Below are 18,651 nucleotides of genomic sequence, written 5' to 3'. Positions count from 1 at the left end.
TTAATTTGATCCAACGTAAACTATACATTTCAATGCCTATTGAAATATTCACAATGTTTATTTAATTACTTCTTTTGTTATTTTTTAAATAGCTTCTTTTATCACTTCTTTTAATCCTGTTTTATTCACCAATTGAATACCTAACCCAGGACGAACATTGATCTCCATTATCTGTGGCCCTTTATTTTTATCTATTACAATATCAATCCCCAGATAGTTCAATGGAAATGCTTCTGCAGTTGAAATACATATTTCCAAAATTTCTTCCCAGTAAGGTATGGGGGCACCATTAACCAAAAAAGTACTATCTGGGTGATGATTACTGTATTTTTTACCATCATAAACTTCTAGCAACCTCCCTTCATTCATATCAATACCAATACCAACTCCGTTTTGATGAAGATTGGCTTTACCATCAGATCTATCTGTTGGCATTCTCAACATTCCCATCAACGGTGTATTATTAAGAGTGATAATTCTAAAATCAGGTACTCCCTGCGGGTATATTTCATGAAAGAAAGGATGTGGTTCTATACACTCTTCAATTAACACTCTGTCATGTGAACCTAATGAAAAGAAACCCATAATGATGGAGGCCATATGCTGAAATATTTGGCGATCTGTTATCACCTCTCCACTACTCATCCAGTCCCCTTCTTTATTCTTCTTAAGTATCTTAATACCTCCACCTCCACAACCATTTGCAGGTTTTATAGCTACTGCATTATATTGCTTACAAGATTCCCATGCTTTTTTGATATCACTATTGTATTCTATCACGGCATATGTTTTTGCACATGGAATATCATTTTGGTGCAGTATTTCTTTGGTTAACACTTTATCATCTGCTAATGGATAGTGTTTCTTGGGGTTATTAGGATAAATTAATTTTATGTTTCTTTCATTCAAACCGATCACACTGGAGGCTGCAATGGATTTCTTATTGAAAATTATCGAGAACATATTTATATATTTTAAATAGTTATTTTCTTTGTTTTATAGAAACAGGTAAGTTTGTATATACCCTACCTAAAAATTTAATTTTTTATTTTCTGAATTAAATAATGGCTTAAATCTAAATAATTCAATCCACCTAATTCCAATATACCTACCCAAGAAAGTAGCTAATACCACTATCAAAAGAACAATTTCTGGAAATAGAATCAATACAGATGGCAACCATGCCCAAGATAATATGAGATATGAAATTGATGTAGCTATAAGTGTTTGAAACAATTTATCCATTGCTTTTATATATCCATCTTCTAGTGTAGAACGAGAAAATCGTTCTGCAGAAATGGTTAAAATAATAATTGGAAAAAAAGTGAGTTTTGTAAGCCACTCTATATTATTTTTTACTCCAAAATGAGTAGCGACTACAATCAACGACACCATAATGGTTAATGATATAACGAGTTTTGGTGTATACAGCAATCGCAACTTATCAAAGGGATAGGCTATCAACCCAATAAACATAATAAGCCCTACAAAAATTGCAATTCCAGAAATAAAGCCTGTATGGGATAACGAAAAGGCTATCAATACTGGCAGGAATACTCCAAAGGTCTTAAGCCCTACTATATTTCTTAAAAAAGCAACAAGTAACCCTCCTATAGGCAATAACAGTAGAAGGCTAAGAGACCCTTTTGGTATGATCTTTTTATCTACTAAATTCCAAAGTGAGAAACCGGGCAGTTTATGAAGTTCTTCTGAATTCATTTTTAAAAAAGACACATGATTTACTTCATCTATCTGATAACTATAATCAAATTGGATATCGGCTGTATGCGTTATCAAAGGCTTATCGCCTTGATACAATTCTAAATAATTAGCTGGAATGTATGCAAAATGGTTGTTTAGTCCATCAAAAGGAATCCATGTTTGATTAATCAATACTTCTACCCATGCATGTGATGTTCTTTTATTCGCATTTTCTACAATAATCCCTCCTTTTACTCTGGCAGGATATCCCATATTTCTACATAAGGCAACAAACAACCTACTTTTTCCATTACAAGAAGCTTTATTTTGTCTTATTGTTGTTAATGCATCTGTTAATGTAATAATTGGTGCTGAAGGGATCTTATATACATAGTCAAAAATGTTTTTTATGATTTCTCCATCATTTTTAGCACCCTGTGTTAGGCTACTTGCCAATGTATTGATTATTGAATCATTTGATTGAATATCATCTGTAGCTTTGAGATATTCTTCATATTCTTCTGAAAATTTGCTGAATGTATTAGGGATTTTATAATGCTTAGCTTTTCCCTCAAAAATAAACTCATAATCGATAGAATGATATGAGTTTATATCATTAGTTCCCCAGATAGCCCTTATATTCTGATGTTTTTCTTTTTGTTTTGTAAAAAACAACAGGCTATCATTTTTGATATGTTCTCCAGATATCCTTTGCCTAGAATTTGTAATAGGGATATATGTTTTTAATGTAGTATTTTTGTCACCAGATTTAAAAAAGAATCTATAGGTAATTTTATAGACTTTTTCAGGATTAAAATCATCATAATTTCCAAGAATTGGCTTTACTTTAAACCCAATAGAAATTAGTGCAATTATAGTTATTATAATTAATGCGATTTTAAGATTTGGTTTCAAATTCATAATCAGCTATTTTTGGATTAATAACAAGTAGAAATAATTTCACCCTACCCTAAATCAGAAAAAAAACCTTTTTATATGTCGCAATCTTCAAAATCTGTATGTGAACAACCCGTTTTCACAGAATTATTCGAAACACATGCAGAGGCTGTTAGAAATTTTATTTACTATAAATGTGGAGACAGAGAACAAGCAGAAGATGTTATGCAAGAAGCATTTATAAAGCTTTGGGATAATTGCAAAAAAGTAATCCTCGAGAGAGCAAAAGGTTTTTTATGTACTGTAGCCAATAATTTATTCCTTAATCAGGTTGCTCATAAAAAAGTTCGATTAGAATATTCAAAAATCCCTCAAAAACATAAAAATATTGAATCTCCAGATTATGTAATGGAAGAAAAAGAGTTTATGGATAAGCTGCAAAATGCAATTGCTGATCTTTCTGATGGCCAAAGAGAGGTTTTTTTACTCAATAGAATCGACAAAAAAACATATAATGAAATTGCCGAAATGTTGGATATTTCTGTAAAAGCAGTAGAGAAAAGAATGCATAATGCATTAAAACAATTAAGAAAACTGGTAAAAAACATATAATATCTGGTAGGGTATTTTATATCTTACCTGTTATTCTTCTGATATTAAGGTAGAAATTATGCTTAACGATAAAGAAAATACATACTTAGCAAAGTGGTTGAATGATGACCTTAGTTTTGAGGAATTAGAGGAATTAAAACAGCTTCCTGAGTATAACGAATATAAAAAAATTGTAGACGGCTTAACTTATTTCAAGGCGCCTCCTTTTGATGTGCAACCATCTTTGGCAACCACCCTGGGTAAAATTTACCGCCCCAAAGAAGCAAAAGTCATTAACCTAAAGCCTGTTGTATATACTATTGCTGCTGCTGCTTCTATTATTTTGATTATTGGTATCTTCTTTAATAAAGTAACCTATACAACTAATCAAGGAGAACAATTGGCTGTGGTCTTGCCTGATGGGAGTTCTGTTGATCTTAATGCCTCTTCTACACTAACACATCAACGCTTTTTTTGGTCTAGCAACAGAAAAATAAATTTGCTAGGAGAAGCCCATTTTAAAGTCTCCACTGGAACCAATTTTACAGTCACTACAAAATTGGGTAAAATTGAAGTCTTAGGAACTCAATTTAACATAAAGGACAGAACAAATGAATTTATTGTAGATTGTTATGAAGGAAAAGTAAAAGTATCTACATATGATAATCAACAAAAGGTTTTACAAAAAGGAGAAGGTGTTTTCTTAAAAAACAATCAACTTACTGAAGAAACTGTTTCTGGAAATGAGCCTATGTGGAAAAAAGGAGAAAGCATTTTTAATAGTGTTCCTCTAAAAAATGTATTGGATGAATTAGAGAGACAATACAAAGTCGTTTTCAAACGAAATCAAATTGATCAAAAGCAATTATTCACAGGAGGATTTAACTATCAAGACCTCACTATTGCACTAGAATCTGTTCTTGTGCCTATGGGAGTTGACTATGTTGTAAACGGTTCCAATATTTCACTCTCTGCCCAATAAGTTAAAAACACATGCTTTTAGGCAATAATCCAAAAATCTCAAAGTTTTAGAAGCCCCCTAAAGCCACTAATATACCATGAAGAAAATTTTACTATTGTTACTTTTTTGTACTTTTTCTTTACAAGCACAAATCATTAAAAATTATAAAGAAACCCCTTTACAACAAGTCCTTAATGAGTTGTCAGAATCATACGATCTTATTTTTTCGTTTAGCAATGAGACAGTAAAAAATAAAATCATCACTCTGGTAATAAAAGATACTCCATTGGATGAGATTTTGATTACTTTAAAAACATTGACTAATCTTAATTTTAAAAAAATATCCGATAGGCAGGTAATTGTAAGCTCTGAGAACAATCAGATTGAAGTTTGCGGGTATTTATTTGATGCATCTACCAATTCTCCTCTACCTTATGCTACAATAACTATTGAAAGCTCCAAAGTAGGAACTATTACTAATGATGATGGTTTTTTTCAATTAGGAATGATTGACAAGAATGAATCTATCTCTATACAGTATGTAGGATACAAAACCAAGATACTAGACGCTGCTTCTTTTACCACATCAACCTGCTCTAGAATTCCGCTACTTACTGAGAGCACTTCTTTGGGAGAGGTACTTATTGTAGAGTATATTACTACAGGAATCGACAAAAATATCGATGGGTCTCTTACAATTTCTAATGATGAACTTGGTATATTGCCTGGACAAAGTGAGCCTGATATCTTTCAGAGTGTTCAACTTATTCCAGGAATAAATAGCCCTGATGAAACTGCTTCTGGTATACAAATTCGAGGAGGGTCTCCTGATCAAAACCTAGTTCTTTGGGATAATATAAAAATGTATAATACTGGACATTTTTTTGGAATGTTTTCTGCTTTTAATCCCAATGTAATTAAAAGCGCTAAAATATTCAAAGGAGGTGCTGACCCAAAATATGGGGATCGAGTATCTGGTGTTATTGATATTTCTAGTGAAGGAGAAGTACCTGAAAAATTTAATGGTGGTGCTGGAATTAATGGTACTCATGGAGATATGTTTATAAAAGTTCCTGTTGGAAAAGCCCTTGGACTCGTTCTTTCTGGAAGACGATCATATACTGATAGTTTTGAGACCCCTACTTACAAAGCCCTTTCAGAAAAAGTATTTCAAAACACAAAAATAGCAGAGAATCCAAATCAAATTCCTACGGAAGAAGATGAAGAGGAGGAAGATGAAGAAAGTATTGCAAAAAATAACTTCTTTTTTTACGATACCAGCGCCAAACTTATTATTGATGCCTCTGATAATGATAAAATACTAATTAGCGGTATCCTTACAGACAATAATCTTACATTCGAAGTTAATAATGAAGAAGATCTCATCACTGATGACTTAGAAATTAAGAATAAAGGAGGCAGTATTTCTTGGCAAGGAACCAAAATGAATAACTTACATCATCACCTAAAAGCATATTATTCTATGTTTGATTCTGACTATTTATTTACAGAAAGACAAGAATTAGAGATAGAAGAACGATCTGTTAGAAAGAATACAGTAAAAGACATTGGTGCTGATTTTAATATTACATACGATCTAGATTCTAAAAACTCATTTATGTTAGGGTATCAGTTCTCTAGTACAGATGTTGTTTATACCGTTACAAGAGAAGGTGAATTTGAAAACCCAATAGATGAATCTGACAATGTAAAAAACAAGGCAAATACACTTTATGCCAACTATAAGTTTTCTCCAAAAAACAAAAGCTTTATCAACTTAGGGATTAGATCATCCTCATATTCTGTGGTGGATAAGGTTTATATAGAACCTAGAGCAAATATAGAACATCCTATCACCCGCTTTCTTAGAATAAAAGCAACAGGCGAGCTTCGATATCAACCTATAAGTCAATTGGTAGAATTTGAAGATACTCAGCTTCGCTTAGAGAATAATCTTTGGATACATGCCAATGAAAACATTCCTGTATTAGAGAGTACTCAATTCTCTGGAGGAATTTTATTTTCTAAAAAAGGTTGGAACTTTGAAATTGACGGATATTATAAAAACATTGATGGATTGACATCGATTACTAGTGGATTTAACACCATCAATAGTGAATTATCTACAGGAGAAAGTGAAATTCTAGGCGTAGATGTTTTATTGAAAAAGAAAGTGAAAAATTTTAGAACTTGGGTTGGATATACTTTTAATGATGTAAAATATACGTTTCCCGAAATACAGAGAGGTTCATTTTCTGGAAATAATGATATCACTCATAATTTTAGGATTTCTAACACCTATACAATTAATAATTGGGAATTTTCTTTAGGATGGTTATGGCGATCTGGTGCTCCCTTTACAGGTGCTAACCTTATCAACGAAGAAATCGTTTTTGAGAATGCTAATGCAAACCGCTTACCTGAATATCATAGAATGGACATATCTGCCATTTATAGATTTAATATTAGTACGTCTGGTAGCTGGAGAGGTCAGTTAGGCGCTTCTATACAAAACATATACAATCGTCAAGTACCTATTGCTGTAAGTTATCAATTAGATGACAATATAACAACGGGTGATTTAGAACTAGAAAAGTTGCAACAAAAATCATTGGGTATTACCCCTAATGCTGTTTTTAGAATTTATTTTTAAGTTCAAAATATTTTAATCATTCTTTATAATATGCATTATCTCATCACGATGTAATAACCGCATCAGTGTTAGTTCTTTTTCTGATGTCATAATGCCTACTAAATAATAAAATCCAACACTCACCTTATACGCATTATCATTACCTCTTATTTTCCTTAAAAAAGACACTTCATTAATACTTTTGGCAACTTTTATAGACAATAACACCTCTTTAATCTTTTCGTGTAAAGAAACATCTTTAATTGCCTTTAAATCCAATTTGAACTGTATAGAAACTTTCAATACCATTTTATACTACTTTAGGAATTAAACAACTCATCCTCATCAATAGTTAATGTAGCGTCTGCTTTTTGCATTAAAAGCAACAACCCTAAATCTTCCTTTTGATCCAAAGACATCGCATTTAATTGTTCATTTTGCTTTTGTTCTATATACCAACCAATAGCATTCTCCATTGTTTTTTTTACGCTAACTCCTTCTATTGCTGCTATCAACTTGAGTTTAGGAATTAGATGTTTATCAATATCAATTATTTTTTTCATTGTATATATTATATATATGTTATGTTAAATATATATAATTATTTTTAACAATATACCGCACTATACAATTACTTCTTAAATTCAAAAAACCTCTTACAATCGACAAAATAAAATAGAACACGTGCGTATGACCAGAAAGAATTATATTTGAATCTTATTACTTAATCATTATTCAATGAACTATATTGACATTATTCTAGGTATTTTCTTACTATGGGGGCTCATAAAAGGATTTAGTAAAGGATTTTTTTCTTCTTTAGCCTCTTTGGTTGCACTAGTAGTAGGTATATATATTGCAGTTCATTTTTCACATATCTCAGGAGAATACCTTGATCAATATGTTGATTGGCAACAAGGCACTACCAAATTAGTAGCTTTTGCCTTAACATTTATTATAGTTGTTGTACTTGTATCTTTGGCAGGAAGAATACTTACCAAAGTTGCAGATTATGCTGCACTAGGGATTCTAAACAAAATACTTGGTGGTGCTTTTGGAGTATTGAAGATGGCATTTATAGCCAGCGTTCTCATCATCTTTATAGATGCCTTAAACCGAAATATAACAATAATCAAAGAAGACACTCTTAACTCTTCTTTGCTGTATACTCCCATCAGAAAACTAGCTCCATCTGTATTGCCCAGCATACTAAAAAAGGAAGACACTAATGCTTCTGAAAACGAAGCATAATGTTTTAAATTATCTAAGATATTTTATTTCACGCTGTAACCAATTATACAAGTACTTAGATTGTATGACTATTATCTGTATCTTTTACAAAGTTTCTTAAATAATTAATACAAGGATCAAAATCTTCAAATACACTTTCTTCTGGTATAAGGTCAGGAATAATACCCGTATTCTTGGCTAGATATAAAGGTTGTTTTTGAATTCCTACTATATAAGATTTTACTCTCTTTTTTTCCAGACTCAAAATAATATCTTCTAATGTATATACTCCTGACTGATCCATATAGGGTACTCTATCCATTCTCAAAATTACATGAGATGCAGACTCTGGTATTTGTGTAGCAAGCTGCTGGAGTTCACTTGTGGCTCCAAAAAACACAGGGCCATTAAGGTGTTTTACAAATATTTCTTTTTTAAGTTCTGTAGTAAGATTCTTTTCATCTTTCCACGGCTTTTCATCATTATCATATTGAGTCCCTTTCAAAGATTCTATCTTGGATTGGCTTGCTGTTACATCTCCCATTTTTTTCATAAAAATCACAGAAGCAATAATTAAACCAACACCTACTGCATATACTAGGTTCCAAAAAACAGATAACACCAGAACAATAACCATTATACCAACTTCTATTTTAGGCATATGAGGCACAGCCTTAAGCCCTCTGTAATCCATTACTCCAATACCTACTGTAATCAATATACCAGCTAGAACCGCAGCAGGTATTTTTGACGCTACTGGTCCTAATGCTAATAGTACAATCAATAATATTATTGCAGCAATCATTCCAGACAATCTGGTTTTTCCTCCTGCATTAATATTAACTACAGTTCTAATCGTGGCTCCAGCCCCTGGAATTCCACCAAATATTGCTGCAATACTATTTCCTATCCCTTGACCTATTAATTCTTTATTAGGCTTGTGCTTTGTTTTGGTCATATTATCTGCAACCACAGAAGTCAGCAAAGAGTCAATCGCTCCTAAAAATGCAAGAGATAAAGCCGTAAAAATATAAGGAGTTATTGCTTCTATTTTGAATTCGGAAAAAATTGACAGATTAGGAACTGGAAAACCTGTAGGAATCTCTTCTATTAGTTTATATTTCAGATCAAAGCCATAGGCCACTCCAGAAACTATTATTAACGATACCAAAGTACTTGGTATCGCTGTAGTAATTTTTTTAAATCCATAAACTAATATTATGGTTACAACACATAATATTAGTTCTAGATAATTAACCTTTGAGAATGCTCTGGGCAGACTTTTGATTGCTCCAACAACTCCAGAAGCTTCATTACCTGCTAAGGTAATTGCCTCGAGAGAAATCTCATCCTCAGAAATTATCTCTGCTCTTTTTATTGTTTCTTTAAAGTTTTCTAGCACCAGTATCCCTTCACCTGCTTCATCTTTTAGTATTTTATTCAAAATTACCTCTTCAGCCTGTGGTTTAAATTTTTCAACAAAATCGGTATCTTCTTTTGGGTAATACCCTAACGCAGGTAAAAATTGTGTTATTAAAATCATAACTCCAATAGCTGTCATAAAACCAGATACTACTGGATATGGGATATATCTAATATATTTTCCTATTCCTATTGCTCCAAGACCAATTTGCATTAACCCTGCCATCAAAAACACAATAAGGATAATTGGCAATGCTTTCTCAACGCTTCCATCATTTGCACCTATTACACCAGCAACAAGTAACATACTTACAGCTGTCATTGGCGCAGTTGGCCCAGAAATCTGTGTATCTGTTCCCCCAAACAATGCTGCAAAAAAACTAATAAAAATTGCCCCATACAATCCAGCACTTGGCCCTAAACCAGAAGAGACTCCAAATGCCAATGCTAAAGGAAGCGCTACTATTCCTGAAGTTAATCCTCCAAAAACATCTCCTTTGAAATTACTAAAAAAAGCTTTCATTTGTATGTATTTTTATTAATTCGTTATAATAGAAACATTCAAAAAATCACTTTTGGTTGATACTAAACCTTTTTACAAAAATATTTTCTGAATACTATAGTTTTTCTTCCTACCCTATTCTTATTTAAAATGACCTTAATCTACATTAAATTATTTTTGGTTCAAGCAAAAAAAGAAAATTCAGAGATAGCATCACTATCTACGTATTTTATTTTGAAGCCTGGGGTAAAAGAAACAATTTTAGAAGGTAATTTCATTTAAGAAATGGTATTCTAGGAAACAAATATAAAAAAAGAGCTAACGCTATTACACATTAACTCTCTTTTTTAAAAAGTGTTTAACCTTAATTAAGATTCAAAAAAGGTTACTTTACCGTTGCTTATATCGTACATTCCTCCAACAATCATTATCTCATCATTACTTTCCATTTCACGAAGTACTTCACTATCTTTTCTAATATTATCAATTGTCATTTGAACATTTTTTACAGCTACTTCATTAACAAAGTCTATGTTTTTTGATGTTCTTAAAGATGCATCGGCTGGTTGAGAAACAGCATTTACTGCAGGTTTAATCTTACTAATAAGTGCTGTAAGATTTCCTAACTTCGCATCATCACAAGCTCCTTTTACTGCACCACAACTCGTATGCCCCAAGACTAAAACTAATTTAGTTCCCGCAAGTTTACAAGCAAATTCCATACTGCCAAGAATATCTTCGTTTACAAAATTACCTGCGACTCTTGCACTAAATATATCTCCTATTCCCTGATCAAAAATTAGCTCAGAAGACACTCTAGAATCTATACAACTCAAAATTGTTGCAAAAGGAAATTGACCACTTTTAGTATCAGATACTTGCTCTAATAAATCCCTATCAGAACCCATTTTCTTCTGAAACCTGACATTTCCTTCTTTTAGTAATTCTATAGCTTTTTTTGATGTTATTAACGCTTGTGTCTCTTTAGTATAAGCTTTCATATGTGTTAAGTTTTATTGTAGTAATTTACGATGATTTTGATCTAAGACTAAAAAACTGAATATAGCTATCTGGATTTTCTACAACGCCTAGTTCAGAAATTAATTTAATATCAATATGTCTGTTTTTTGCTTTGTCAGAGAAATCTTCTAGAATTTCTATAATATCATTATCCAAATATCTAGTTTTTCTTACATCCAAGGTAAGATACGTATCTTCTGGCAATCGATCAAGTTCTTTTAGAATTGCACCTTTATTAAAGAAAGTAACCTCTTCTGCCAGCGTCATTACAATTCTATGCTTTCCATTACTTTTATCCTCAATGTGTAGAAAATGTGAATTTTGATAACTCTTGATTAAAATCACAACAATACCTACTAATAATCCAAGACCGATACCTACTAAAAGATCTGTAAAAACAATACCTACAACTGTAACGCAAAATGGCACAAATTGTTTCCATCCCATTTTATACATTTTCATGAATAAAGATGGTTTTGCTAATTTGTATCCTACCAAAAGTAATATCGAGGCCAAAACAGAAAGAGGGATCATATTTAATAACCTTGGTATTAGAATCACAGAAATCAACAATAAAAATCCATGAATAATTGCCGCCATTTTAGTTTTACCGCCAGATTGAATATTTGCAGAACTACGTACAATTACCTGAGTAATTGGCAACCCTCCTATCATACCAGAAATAATATTCCCTGTTCCTTGAGCCAACAATTCTCTATTGGTTGGTGTCACGTTTTTCTCTGGATCTAACTTATCTGTAGCTTCTACACATAACAGTGTTTCTAAACTAGCTACCAATGCAATTGTAAAAGCAGTAACCCATACATTAGAATCTAAAATAGCAGAAAAATTTGGGAAACTAAATTGTCCTAAAAATGATGACAGATCTTCAGGGATTGGTACACTTACCAAATGATCCTGAGATATCGCCAGAGTTTCGCTATCCTTGGTTATAATATAAAATATAATTCCAGCCGCTACCGCTACCAAAGGCCCTTGTATCAATTGAAAAATCTTTCCTTTATTACCTAATACTTTATCCCACAATAACAATATTCCTAAACCTAAGATTGCAATTAATGTAGCCCCTAGGCTAATAAAATTAACTGAATTAATTATTTCTGAAAAAGTATTTTCTCCATCAATTTGAAAAAATGCAAAATCTCCTTCTGGGTCAGCATCATATCCAAAAAAGTGTGGGATTTGTTTTAGAATTATAATAATCCCTATTCCTGTAAGCATTCCTTTGATTACTGAAGAAGGGAAATAATATCCTATGATCCCTGCTCTCAATACACCAAACAATAATTGTATTACTCCTCCTAACACCACTGCTACCAAAAAGTTTTCATATCCTCCCAGCGCACCAATAGATGTAAGAACTATAGCTGCTAAACCAGCTGCAGGGCCACTTACTCCAATTTTGGAACCACTTAAAGCGCCAACCACAATACCTCCTATAATTCCCGCAATTACACCAGAAAAAAGAGGCGCTCCACTAGCAAGAGCAATACCTAAACATAAAGGTAATGCTACAAAAAAGACAACTATACTTGCGGGTATATCACTTTTTAAATGTTTAAAAATGTTCATATTTGTAAAAATTTGTTGTTCTCTCTAAAAATTCAAGAACAATTGAATAAAATTAATTTGAAATCATTCAAAAAGAAACACACCTCTACATAAGATAAAATCTCTATTTTGAAATTAAGTTACTTAAAATATATTATGAATACTTTGGAGGAGGCGTCTTATGCTCCAAATACACAGATGCATTTAGGATATAAAACTCGGGGTATCGTTCTATAAAAATAGCTGCAAGGGTTGTAGCTTTTTCTTCATAGAATTGTGAAATTTTATTTTTCTCTTTAAAATCATCCTTTTCTGAAGCTTCTTTTTCTTTTTGCTCAGAACCCTCTGTTTCCTCCAGAACGATTGAAGTTTTATCAGTACAACTATAAAAATTGACTAAACTGATGCTATAATTGGCTATACTAAGAAGAAAGCCAAAAACAATCAAAAATTTAGTTATTTGAAGTTTAGTCATTACTGATAAATAATTTTGAATTGCTAAAATAATAGTATTACTTTCAAAATCGTGTTAATGTATTGCAAATTTTCATATTAATTACAATTCTTGAAGTTCTGTTTTTGGAATCCAACCAATTTTACCATCAGCAAGTTTAATTTTTTTCCAATCATTTATAGTCTCCAATACCTGAACTTTGGTTCCTTCATGAAGTTCAAACACGGTATTACTTCTCAAATTTGGCTCACTTTTTACTGTAATTTCCTGAGCGTAAATAATCGCAAATCGATTGTTTATAAGAAAATCGTATTGCTTAAATGCAAAGAAAACTGATGCTATTCCTATAATTAAAACCACCCAAGCACTTGTAAAAAACAATCTCTTTTTTGAAGAAGTTCTAGCTGTATAATACAGTATCAACAAGGCTACAAATAATATAATAGAAATAACCGAAAGCCAAGCCCACCCATCAAGACTAAATATCTTTGTAAATTTTCTTATCATCCTTGATATAAAACCTTGAGGCAACACTTCTATTTTATCAATAGTTGTTTTTTGAGCATACGTCAAATTGTTTTCTATATCCTCATCATTTGGAGCCAGAATCAACGCTTTCTCATAATAAAAGATACTTGATCCAATGTTATTTAACTTATAATGTGCGTTTGCAAGATTATAATATAAAGAAGCAGATTCTTGGCCAGCTTCCAAAATAGATTGATAGGCATTGACAGCTTCTTGATATTTCTCTTTGTTATAATGCGAATTTGCTCTTTTGAATGATTCTTCATTCTGAGAAAAACCTACTATTACACTTAAAAAAATAAGTATTTCAACTATTCTCTTCATATCCTTTATAGTTGTTTATCTATTGTTGCAATTACTCTTGAAGCTTTATCATAATCTTGTTGCATAGCAGAAGTAGAGGAAGGTGTGTATCTTGCAAATTCACAACTTTCTAACAAAGCTATAAATTCTATTGTGACGGTCTCTTCAACCTCTCGTCCTTTTAATAATCGTTGAATACGATCCTTGCTCATATCACTGGTTTGTATATTTAGTTTTGCTTTTAAATAGTTATGCAAAGCTCGCTCCATAGCAATATAAAACTCTTTCTGACTACCCAAATTTTTCTTGGCCTCAGACAAGTGCTTTCTAGCTAACTTATCTGCTTTACGAACCCTATTAGCACTTACATCATCTAGTCTTTGCTGTCTCTTTTTACCAAAGAAAAGAAACAAGGGGATTGCCAATAATGGTGTAACTAGTGACATCCAATATATTGTTGACTTAAAAAAATATTTCTTTTGTATTGGCTGAAGGTCGGCGCTTGATTTTAAGAATCTAAACTGGTTTCCTATTTGAGTTACACGTTTTTTACTTACTCCTTCTTGTGATGCTACATTTGATGTATCATTATATGGTACTGCAGGGTCTTTTTCTACATGTATTGTAATCTCATCAGATTCAATTGTTTTATACGTTTTAGTTTTTAAATCAAAATAAGAAAAAGAAACCGATGGAATGCTATAATTACCTTTATGCTGTGGCACTAATGTATATGTATCTGATATATCGCCTCTCATTCCTGTGAGATTGGTTCGCACCCTCTCATTATGCTGGGGCTCATACTCTTCCATACCATCAGGAATATTTAATTTTGGTAAATCAAAAAGCTTTAAATTCCCTCCACCAGAAACTAAAACCTTGGCATCCAATGATTCTGTAGCATCAAGATTTGTCTTATTGGTTGATACTTTAAAATTAAAACTTCCAACCGCTCCAGAAAAATCATCTGGTTTTCCTTCTAATGGTAAAGACTTTACATTGATTACCCTCTTACTAGACACTAGCATTTTATCTACTTGATTAAATACCCTTCTACCCGTAAAACGATCCCTTCTGTTTGTAGGTACTCCAACTTTAAAGCCTAATGCAAGGGGTTCAATCTCTAATTTTCCAGTTTTTTGTGGGTACAGTACTGTTTTATGAAATACAACATAAGTATATGCTTCTCCTTTATAAGTACCTGATTCTCCTACTAATCGTTTTACATCAATATCTTGACTCCAAAAATCACTATACTTTGGGTTATCTACTACATTCAAATCACTTATATTTAGCCCTCTACCTACATAAAGTTTATAAATCACTGTGATTGCTTCGTTAAGATATGGATTAGATTTAGAAACCTCTGTAACCAAATGTACATTATCATCTATAGAAAAATCGCCATTCGCACCGTTTGATTTAGCGACAGCCTTTGTTACTGTAACTTTTATAAGAGATGTTTTATATATTTTCCCATCAATCTTTATGGTCGCTTGTTTTATTGTGAAATTTCCTTTGCGTGTAGGTTGTAAAAAATAACTAAACGTTTTAGAATATGATTTTTTCCCATTATCCCATATACTACGAATAGATTGCTCTGGCCCTGAAACCTTAAATCCCGAAAAAGATGGTGGAGTAAAATCATCACCATCCTTATTCATTTCAAAATCTACTCGTAATACCTCATTAATACCAAGTTTTTTCTTGGTCACTTTAGCCTCAAACTTTACCTGAGCAAACGTCAGTTGTATGGTGCTTATAAACAGTGTTAGAAAAATTAATTTTAGTTTCATTTTTTAATCTATTTAGATCAGTCAATACTCTTCAATTTCAACAGCTTTTTATACCCTTACCAATCTTTATCTGTTTTTACTTTTGATCTATGCGCTTTTATCAAATTAATTTTATCCTGCACTTTCTTTTCATGGTTATTCATTGCCTCTAATAAACGTTTAATTTGTTCAGGTGATAATTTACCTTGCGCTTGTTGTTTATTAGGCCCACCTTTTTTATCATCCTGATCTTTAGGTTTTCCTCTTTCATCTTCTTTATCTCCTTTTTTATCTTTTTGGTCTCCTTCCTTATCCTTTTCCTTATCCTTTTCCTTGTCTCCTTTTTTATCTTTCTGACCGCCTTCTTTATCCTTTTCCTTATCCCCTTTATCTCCTTTTTTATCTTTTTCCTCTTCTTTCTTATCCTCTTCTTTCTTATTTTGATCTTTTTGATCTTTCTTATCTTGTTCCTTTTTATTCTTATTCTCCTGTTGCTTTTTCTCTAGCATCTTTTTGGCCAATGCAAGGTTATAGCGAGTTTCGTCATCTTTTGGATTATTCCTAAGTGCATTTTTATAGGCTTCTACAGCTTCTTTATATTTTTTTTGTTCCATATACGTATTTCCTTGATTATGAAACACCTTATGCTTTTCTGTTTTTGTAGTGGCTACCTTAGCTGCTTCTGCATATCGATATGTTGCTTCATCATACTTATCAGAATTATAATACGCATTCCCCAAATTATATTTTGCAACAGGAGTCACAGGGTTTTTATCAATCGCTTTTCTATATTCTCCTTCTGCTCTAGGAAAATTACCTTCTTTAACAAGAACATCATTTGCTGTTGCTACAAATACATTCGCCTCCTTTATAGTGTTATCTGCACTTTCTTCTTGAGAAAAAACAATCCCAAGTTGAAAACATAACAAAATACTTAAAATCTTTTTCATGCCTGACTATTTCTCATTAAACAGGTTTAATTTTTTCACCCAAGATGTTTTTTTATCTAATAGAAAAATATCTAAAAACAATAATAGTAACCCTGCTCCCAAAAACCATTGAAATTGATCTTTAAAGCCAGTTATTTGTTTTGCTTCAAATTCTTTCTTATCCATATTTCGTAATACGGTAGTTACCTTTTCTACTACCATCTTTGTATCCTTACCATCAATATATATTCCATTTGCTTCATTGGCAATTTCCTGTAAAATTGTCGGGTTTAGTTTGGTGATCACGGTAGCTCCCTGACTATCTTTCTTATAACTTTGCACAACCCCATTTCGTTTTATAGGGATAGGGGCTCCTTTTGGCGAACCTACTCCAATAGTAAAAATCTTAATCCCTTCTTTGGAAGCTTCTTCTGCAATTAATTTCACATTTCCTCCATGATCTTCTCCATCACTTATAATAAACAACACTCTATTGGTTTGTTCTTCATCATTATAATAGGTCTTTGCTAGCTCTATAGCTTCATGAATCGCAGTTCCTTGAGAAGACAACATATCTGTATTCATAGATTGCAAAAACATCTTTCCCGAAGCATAATCAGTAGTGATTGGTAACTGCGGATAAGCACTACCTGCATATGCTATGATACCAATACGATCACTTGCCATATTATTAATGATCTGAGTAACCAATTGTTTAGATTTTTCTAATCTATTGGGTGCAATATCTTCTGCTATCATACTCTTAGACACATCTATAGCAAAAACTACATCAACACCCTCTCTTTTTACCGTTTCTAGTTTCGTCCCTATTTTAGGGTTTACCAAAGCTATGATCAAACATACCAAAGCCAGACTTATTACTCCTATTTTCAAAACAGATTTAAAAGTTGATTGATTTGGGCTTAATTTTTTAAGCAATACCAAATCCGCAAACTTTTTCTGAGTTCTTTTTTTCCATACCAAAACTCCTAAAAACAAAAGGATCAGTAACGGAATACTAAATAACAACCAGAAATATATTTTTTCTTCAAGTAAATACATATTTTAAACTATACTTCTATATCCAAATTTATAGATTCTTATTAAAGCGACAAAAACGACAAAAAATTATATAAAGCTTTTAAACACAGTATATCTTAACAAAAATTCAATAAAAATCAATAGTCCTGCCAATAATACAAGTGATCTAAACTTTTCTTCATAATTATAAAATTTAAATTCTTCGATATCTGTCTTTTCTAATTTATCTATTTCTTGATAAATTTGTTCTAACTTTTTATTATCTGTTGCTCTAAAATACTTACCATTAGTAGCTTTGGCAATTTCTTTTAACAACTTCTCATCAATTTTAACTCGTGTTCTACCATACCTTAGAGCCCCATTTGGCAATCTTTCCACTGGACTCAAAGCCATTCCATTTGTACCAATACCAATTGTATAGGCTTTGATACCATACTCTACAGCTAATTCTGAGGCTATCTTTGGATCAATAAAGCCCGCATTATTAGAACCATCGGTAAGCAAAATAATTACTTTGCTTTTTGCTTTACTGTCTTTAAGTCGGTTTACAGAGGTAGCTAAACCCATTCCTATTGCTGTTCCTCCTTCTATAACCTCACCATATCTTATGTTTTTTAATGCTGTTGCAGCAATTGATTTATCACTAGTAATTGGTGTTTTTGTATAGCTTTCTCCTGCATAAACCACCAAACCAATACGATCGTTTATTCTATCTTTGATAAATTCTGCTGCTACTTCTTTTAAAGCCTCTAATCGATTTGGCTTTAAATCTTTTGATAACATACTAGCAGATACATCTATTGCCATTACAATATCAATTCCTTTGGTAGTATCTGTTTTTGTTGATATATCAACCGTTCTTGGTCTTGCTAACGCAATAATAAGTAATACTAAAGCGATTAATCGTATTACAAACAATAATGGCTTAAGCTTTGTGAGGTTACTTACAGATGTTTTAAAACCTTGAACACTGGAAACCTTAAGAGAAGCTTGTTGTTTATTTTGTTTCCAAACATACCATACTATTGCCAATGGTAATAGTAATAATAACCAAAAAAAATGAGGATTCTCGAATATAAAATTTTCAAACATC

At 32.1% G+C, this 18,651-nt stretch carries 17 protein-coding genes; 4 read left to right on the top strand and 13 right to left on the bottom strand.

Annotation, left to right across the window (positions count from 1 at the left end; all coding sequences use genetic code 11):
• Positions 1 to 84 precede the first annotated feature (84 nt).
• Positions 85 to 963: a sugar-transfer associated ATP-grasp domain-containing protein gene (locus tag CVD18_RS02230; protein WP_103863814.1), complete on the bottom strand. Its 879-nt coding sequence runs from the start codon at positions 961 to 963 to the stop codon at positions 85 to 87.
• 66 nt (positions 964 to 1,029) lie between these two features.
• Positions 1,030 to 2,622, bottom strand: coding sequence for a 7TM domain-containing protein (locus CVD18_RS02225; protein ID WP_103863813.1), 1,593 nt, complete (start codon positions 2,620 to 2,622; stop codon positions 1,030 to 1,032).
• 75 nt (positions 2,623 to 2,697) lie between these two features.
• Here CVD18_RS02225 and CVD18_RS02220 point away from each other — a divergent pair, with 75 nt between their 5' ends.
• The 3 genes from CVD18_RS02220 to CVD18_RS02210 all read left to right on the top strand — a co-directional run bounded on the left by CVD18_RS02220 (position 2,698) and on the right by CVD18_RS02210 (position 6,803).
• Positions 2,698 to 3,210 (top strand): RNA polymerase sigma factor, encoded by a 513-nt coding sequence (locus tag CVD18_RS02220; RefSeq protein WP_103863812.1) that lies wholly within the window; start codon positions 2,698 to 2,700, stop codon positions 3,208 to 3,210.
• A gap of 58 nt (positions 3,211 to 3,268) precedes the next feature.
• Positions 3,269 to 4,171: a FecR family protein gene (locus CVD18_RS02215; RefSeq protein ID WP_103863811.1), complete on the top strand. Its 903-nt coding sequence runs from the start codon at positions 3,269 to 3,271 to the stop codon at positions 4,169 to 4,171.
• Between the two features lie 76 nt (positions 4,172 to 4,247).
• Entirely contained in the window at positions 4,248 to 6,803 is a 2,556-nt protein-coding gene (locus CVD18_RS02210; protein ID WP_103863810.1) for a carboxypeptidase-like regulatory domain-containing protein, read from the top strand.
• A 12-nt stretch (positions 6,804 to 6,815) separates the two neighbouring features.
• On the opposite strand, the gene CVD18_RS02205 is transcribed toward CVD18_RS02210, so the two are convergent.
• Positions 6,816 to 7,091, bottom strand: a complete 276-nt coding sequence (locus CVD18_RS02205) for a hypothetical protein (RefSeq protein WP_103863809.1) — start codon at positions 7,089 to 7,091, stop codon at positions 6,816 to 6,818.
• A gap of 11 nt (positions 7,092 to 7,102) precedes the next feature.
• The gene (locus CVD18_RS02200) at positions 7,103 to 7,345 is read right to left on the bottom strand and encodes a hypothetical protein (RefSeq protein ID WP_103863808.1); all 243 of its coding nucleotides are present in this window, start codon (positions 7,343 to 7,345) and stop codon (positions 7,103 to 7,105) included.
• A 175-nt stretch (positions 7,346 to 7,520) separates the two neighbouring features.
• Here CVD18_RS02200 and CVD18_RS02195 point away from each other — a divergent pair, with 175 nt between their 5' ends.
• Complete coding sequence (locus tag CVD18_RS02195) at positions 7,521 to 8,033, top strand: CvpA family protein (RefSeq protein WP_103863807.1); 513 nt, start codon at positions 7,521 to 7,523, stop codon at positions 8,031 to 8,033.
• A 55-nt stretch (positions 8,034 to 8,088) separates the two neighbouring features.
• Here CVD18_RS02195 and CVD18_RS02190 read toward each other — a convergent pair whose 3' ends face one another.
• The 9 genes from CVD18_RS02190 to CVD18_RS02150 form a co-directional block, all read right to left on the bottom strand.
• Positions 8,089 to 9,957 carry a SulP family inorganic anion transporter gene (locus tag CVD18_RS02190; RefSeq protein ID WP_103863806.1) on the bottom strand — a complete coding sequence of 623 codons (1,869 nt, stop codon included), beginning with the start codon at positions 9,955 to 9,957 and terminating at the stop codon, positions 8,089 to 8,091.
• 347 nt (positions 9,958 to 10,304) lie between these two features.
• Complete coding sequence (locus CVD18_RS02185; protein ID WP_103863805.1) at positions 10,305 to 10,937, bottom strand: carbonic anhydrase family protein; 633 nt, start codon at positions 10,935 to 10,937, stop codon at positions 10,305 to 10,307.
• 25 nt (positions 10,938 to 10,962) lie between these two features.
• On the bottom strand, positions 10,963 to 12,543 hold the full coding sequence (locus CVD18_RS02180) for a SulP family inorganic anion transporter (protein ID WP_103863860.1): 1,581 nt from the start codon (positions 12,541 to 12,543) through the stop codon (positions 10,963 to 10,965).
• Between the two features lie 139 nt (positions 12,544 to 12,682).
• Positions 12,683 to 13,003 (bottom strand): hypothetical protein, encoded by a 321-nt coding sequence (locus CVD18_RS02175; RefSeq protein WP_103863804.1) that lies wholly within the window; start codon positions 13,001 to 13,003, stop codon positions 12,683 to 12,685.
• 81 nt (positions 13,004 to 13,084) lie between these two features.
• Complete coding sequence (locus CVD18_RS02170; protein ID WP_103863803.1) at positions 13,085 to 13,834, bottom strand: tetratricopeptide repeat protein; 750 nt, start codon at positions 13,832 to 13,834, stop codon at positions 13,085 to 13,087.
• A 5-nt stretch (positions 13,835 to 13,839) separates the two neighbouring features.
• On the bottom strand, positions 13,840 to 15,609 hold the full coding sequence (locus tag CVD18_RS02165) for a BatD family protein (protein ID WP_103863802.1): 1,770 nt from the start codon (positions 15,607 to 15,609) through the stop codon (positions 13,840 to 13,842).
• Positions 15,610 to 15,665: 56 nt separating this feature from the next.
• Positions 15,666 to 16,538 carry a tetratricopeptide repeat protein gene (locus CVD18_RS02160; RefSeq protein ID WP_103863801.1) on the bottom strand — a complete coding sequence of 291 codons (873 nt, stop codon included), beginning with the start codon at positions 16,536 to 16,538 and terminating at the stop codon, positions 15,666 to 15,668.
• Positions 16,539 to 16,544: 6 nt separating this feature from the next.
• Positions 16,545 to 17,579 carry a VWA domain-containing protein gene (locus CVD18_RS02155; protein ID WP_103863800.1) on the bottom strand — a complete coding sequence of 345 codons (1,035 nt, stop codon included), beginning with the start codon at positions 17,577 to 17,579 and terminating at the stop codon, positions 16,545 to 16,547.
• Between the two features lie 66 nt (positions 17,580 to 17,645).
• Positions 17,646 to 18,650: a VWA domain-containing protein gene (locus CVD18_RS02150; protein ID WP_103863799.1), complete on the bottom strand. Its 1,005-nt coding sequence runs from the start codon at positions 18,648 to 18,650 to the stop codon at positions 17,646 to 17,648.
• Position 18,651: the final 1 nt, after the last annotated feature.

The organism is Aquimarina sp. I32.4 (assembly GCF_002924285.1).
Classification (GTDB): Bacteria; Bacteroidota; Bacteroidia; order Flavobacteriales; family Flavobacteriaceae; genus Aquimarina.
This window is presented reverse-complemented; position numbering and strand designations above follow the sequence as displayed.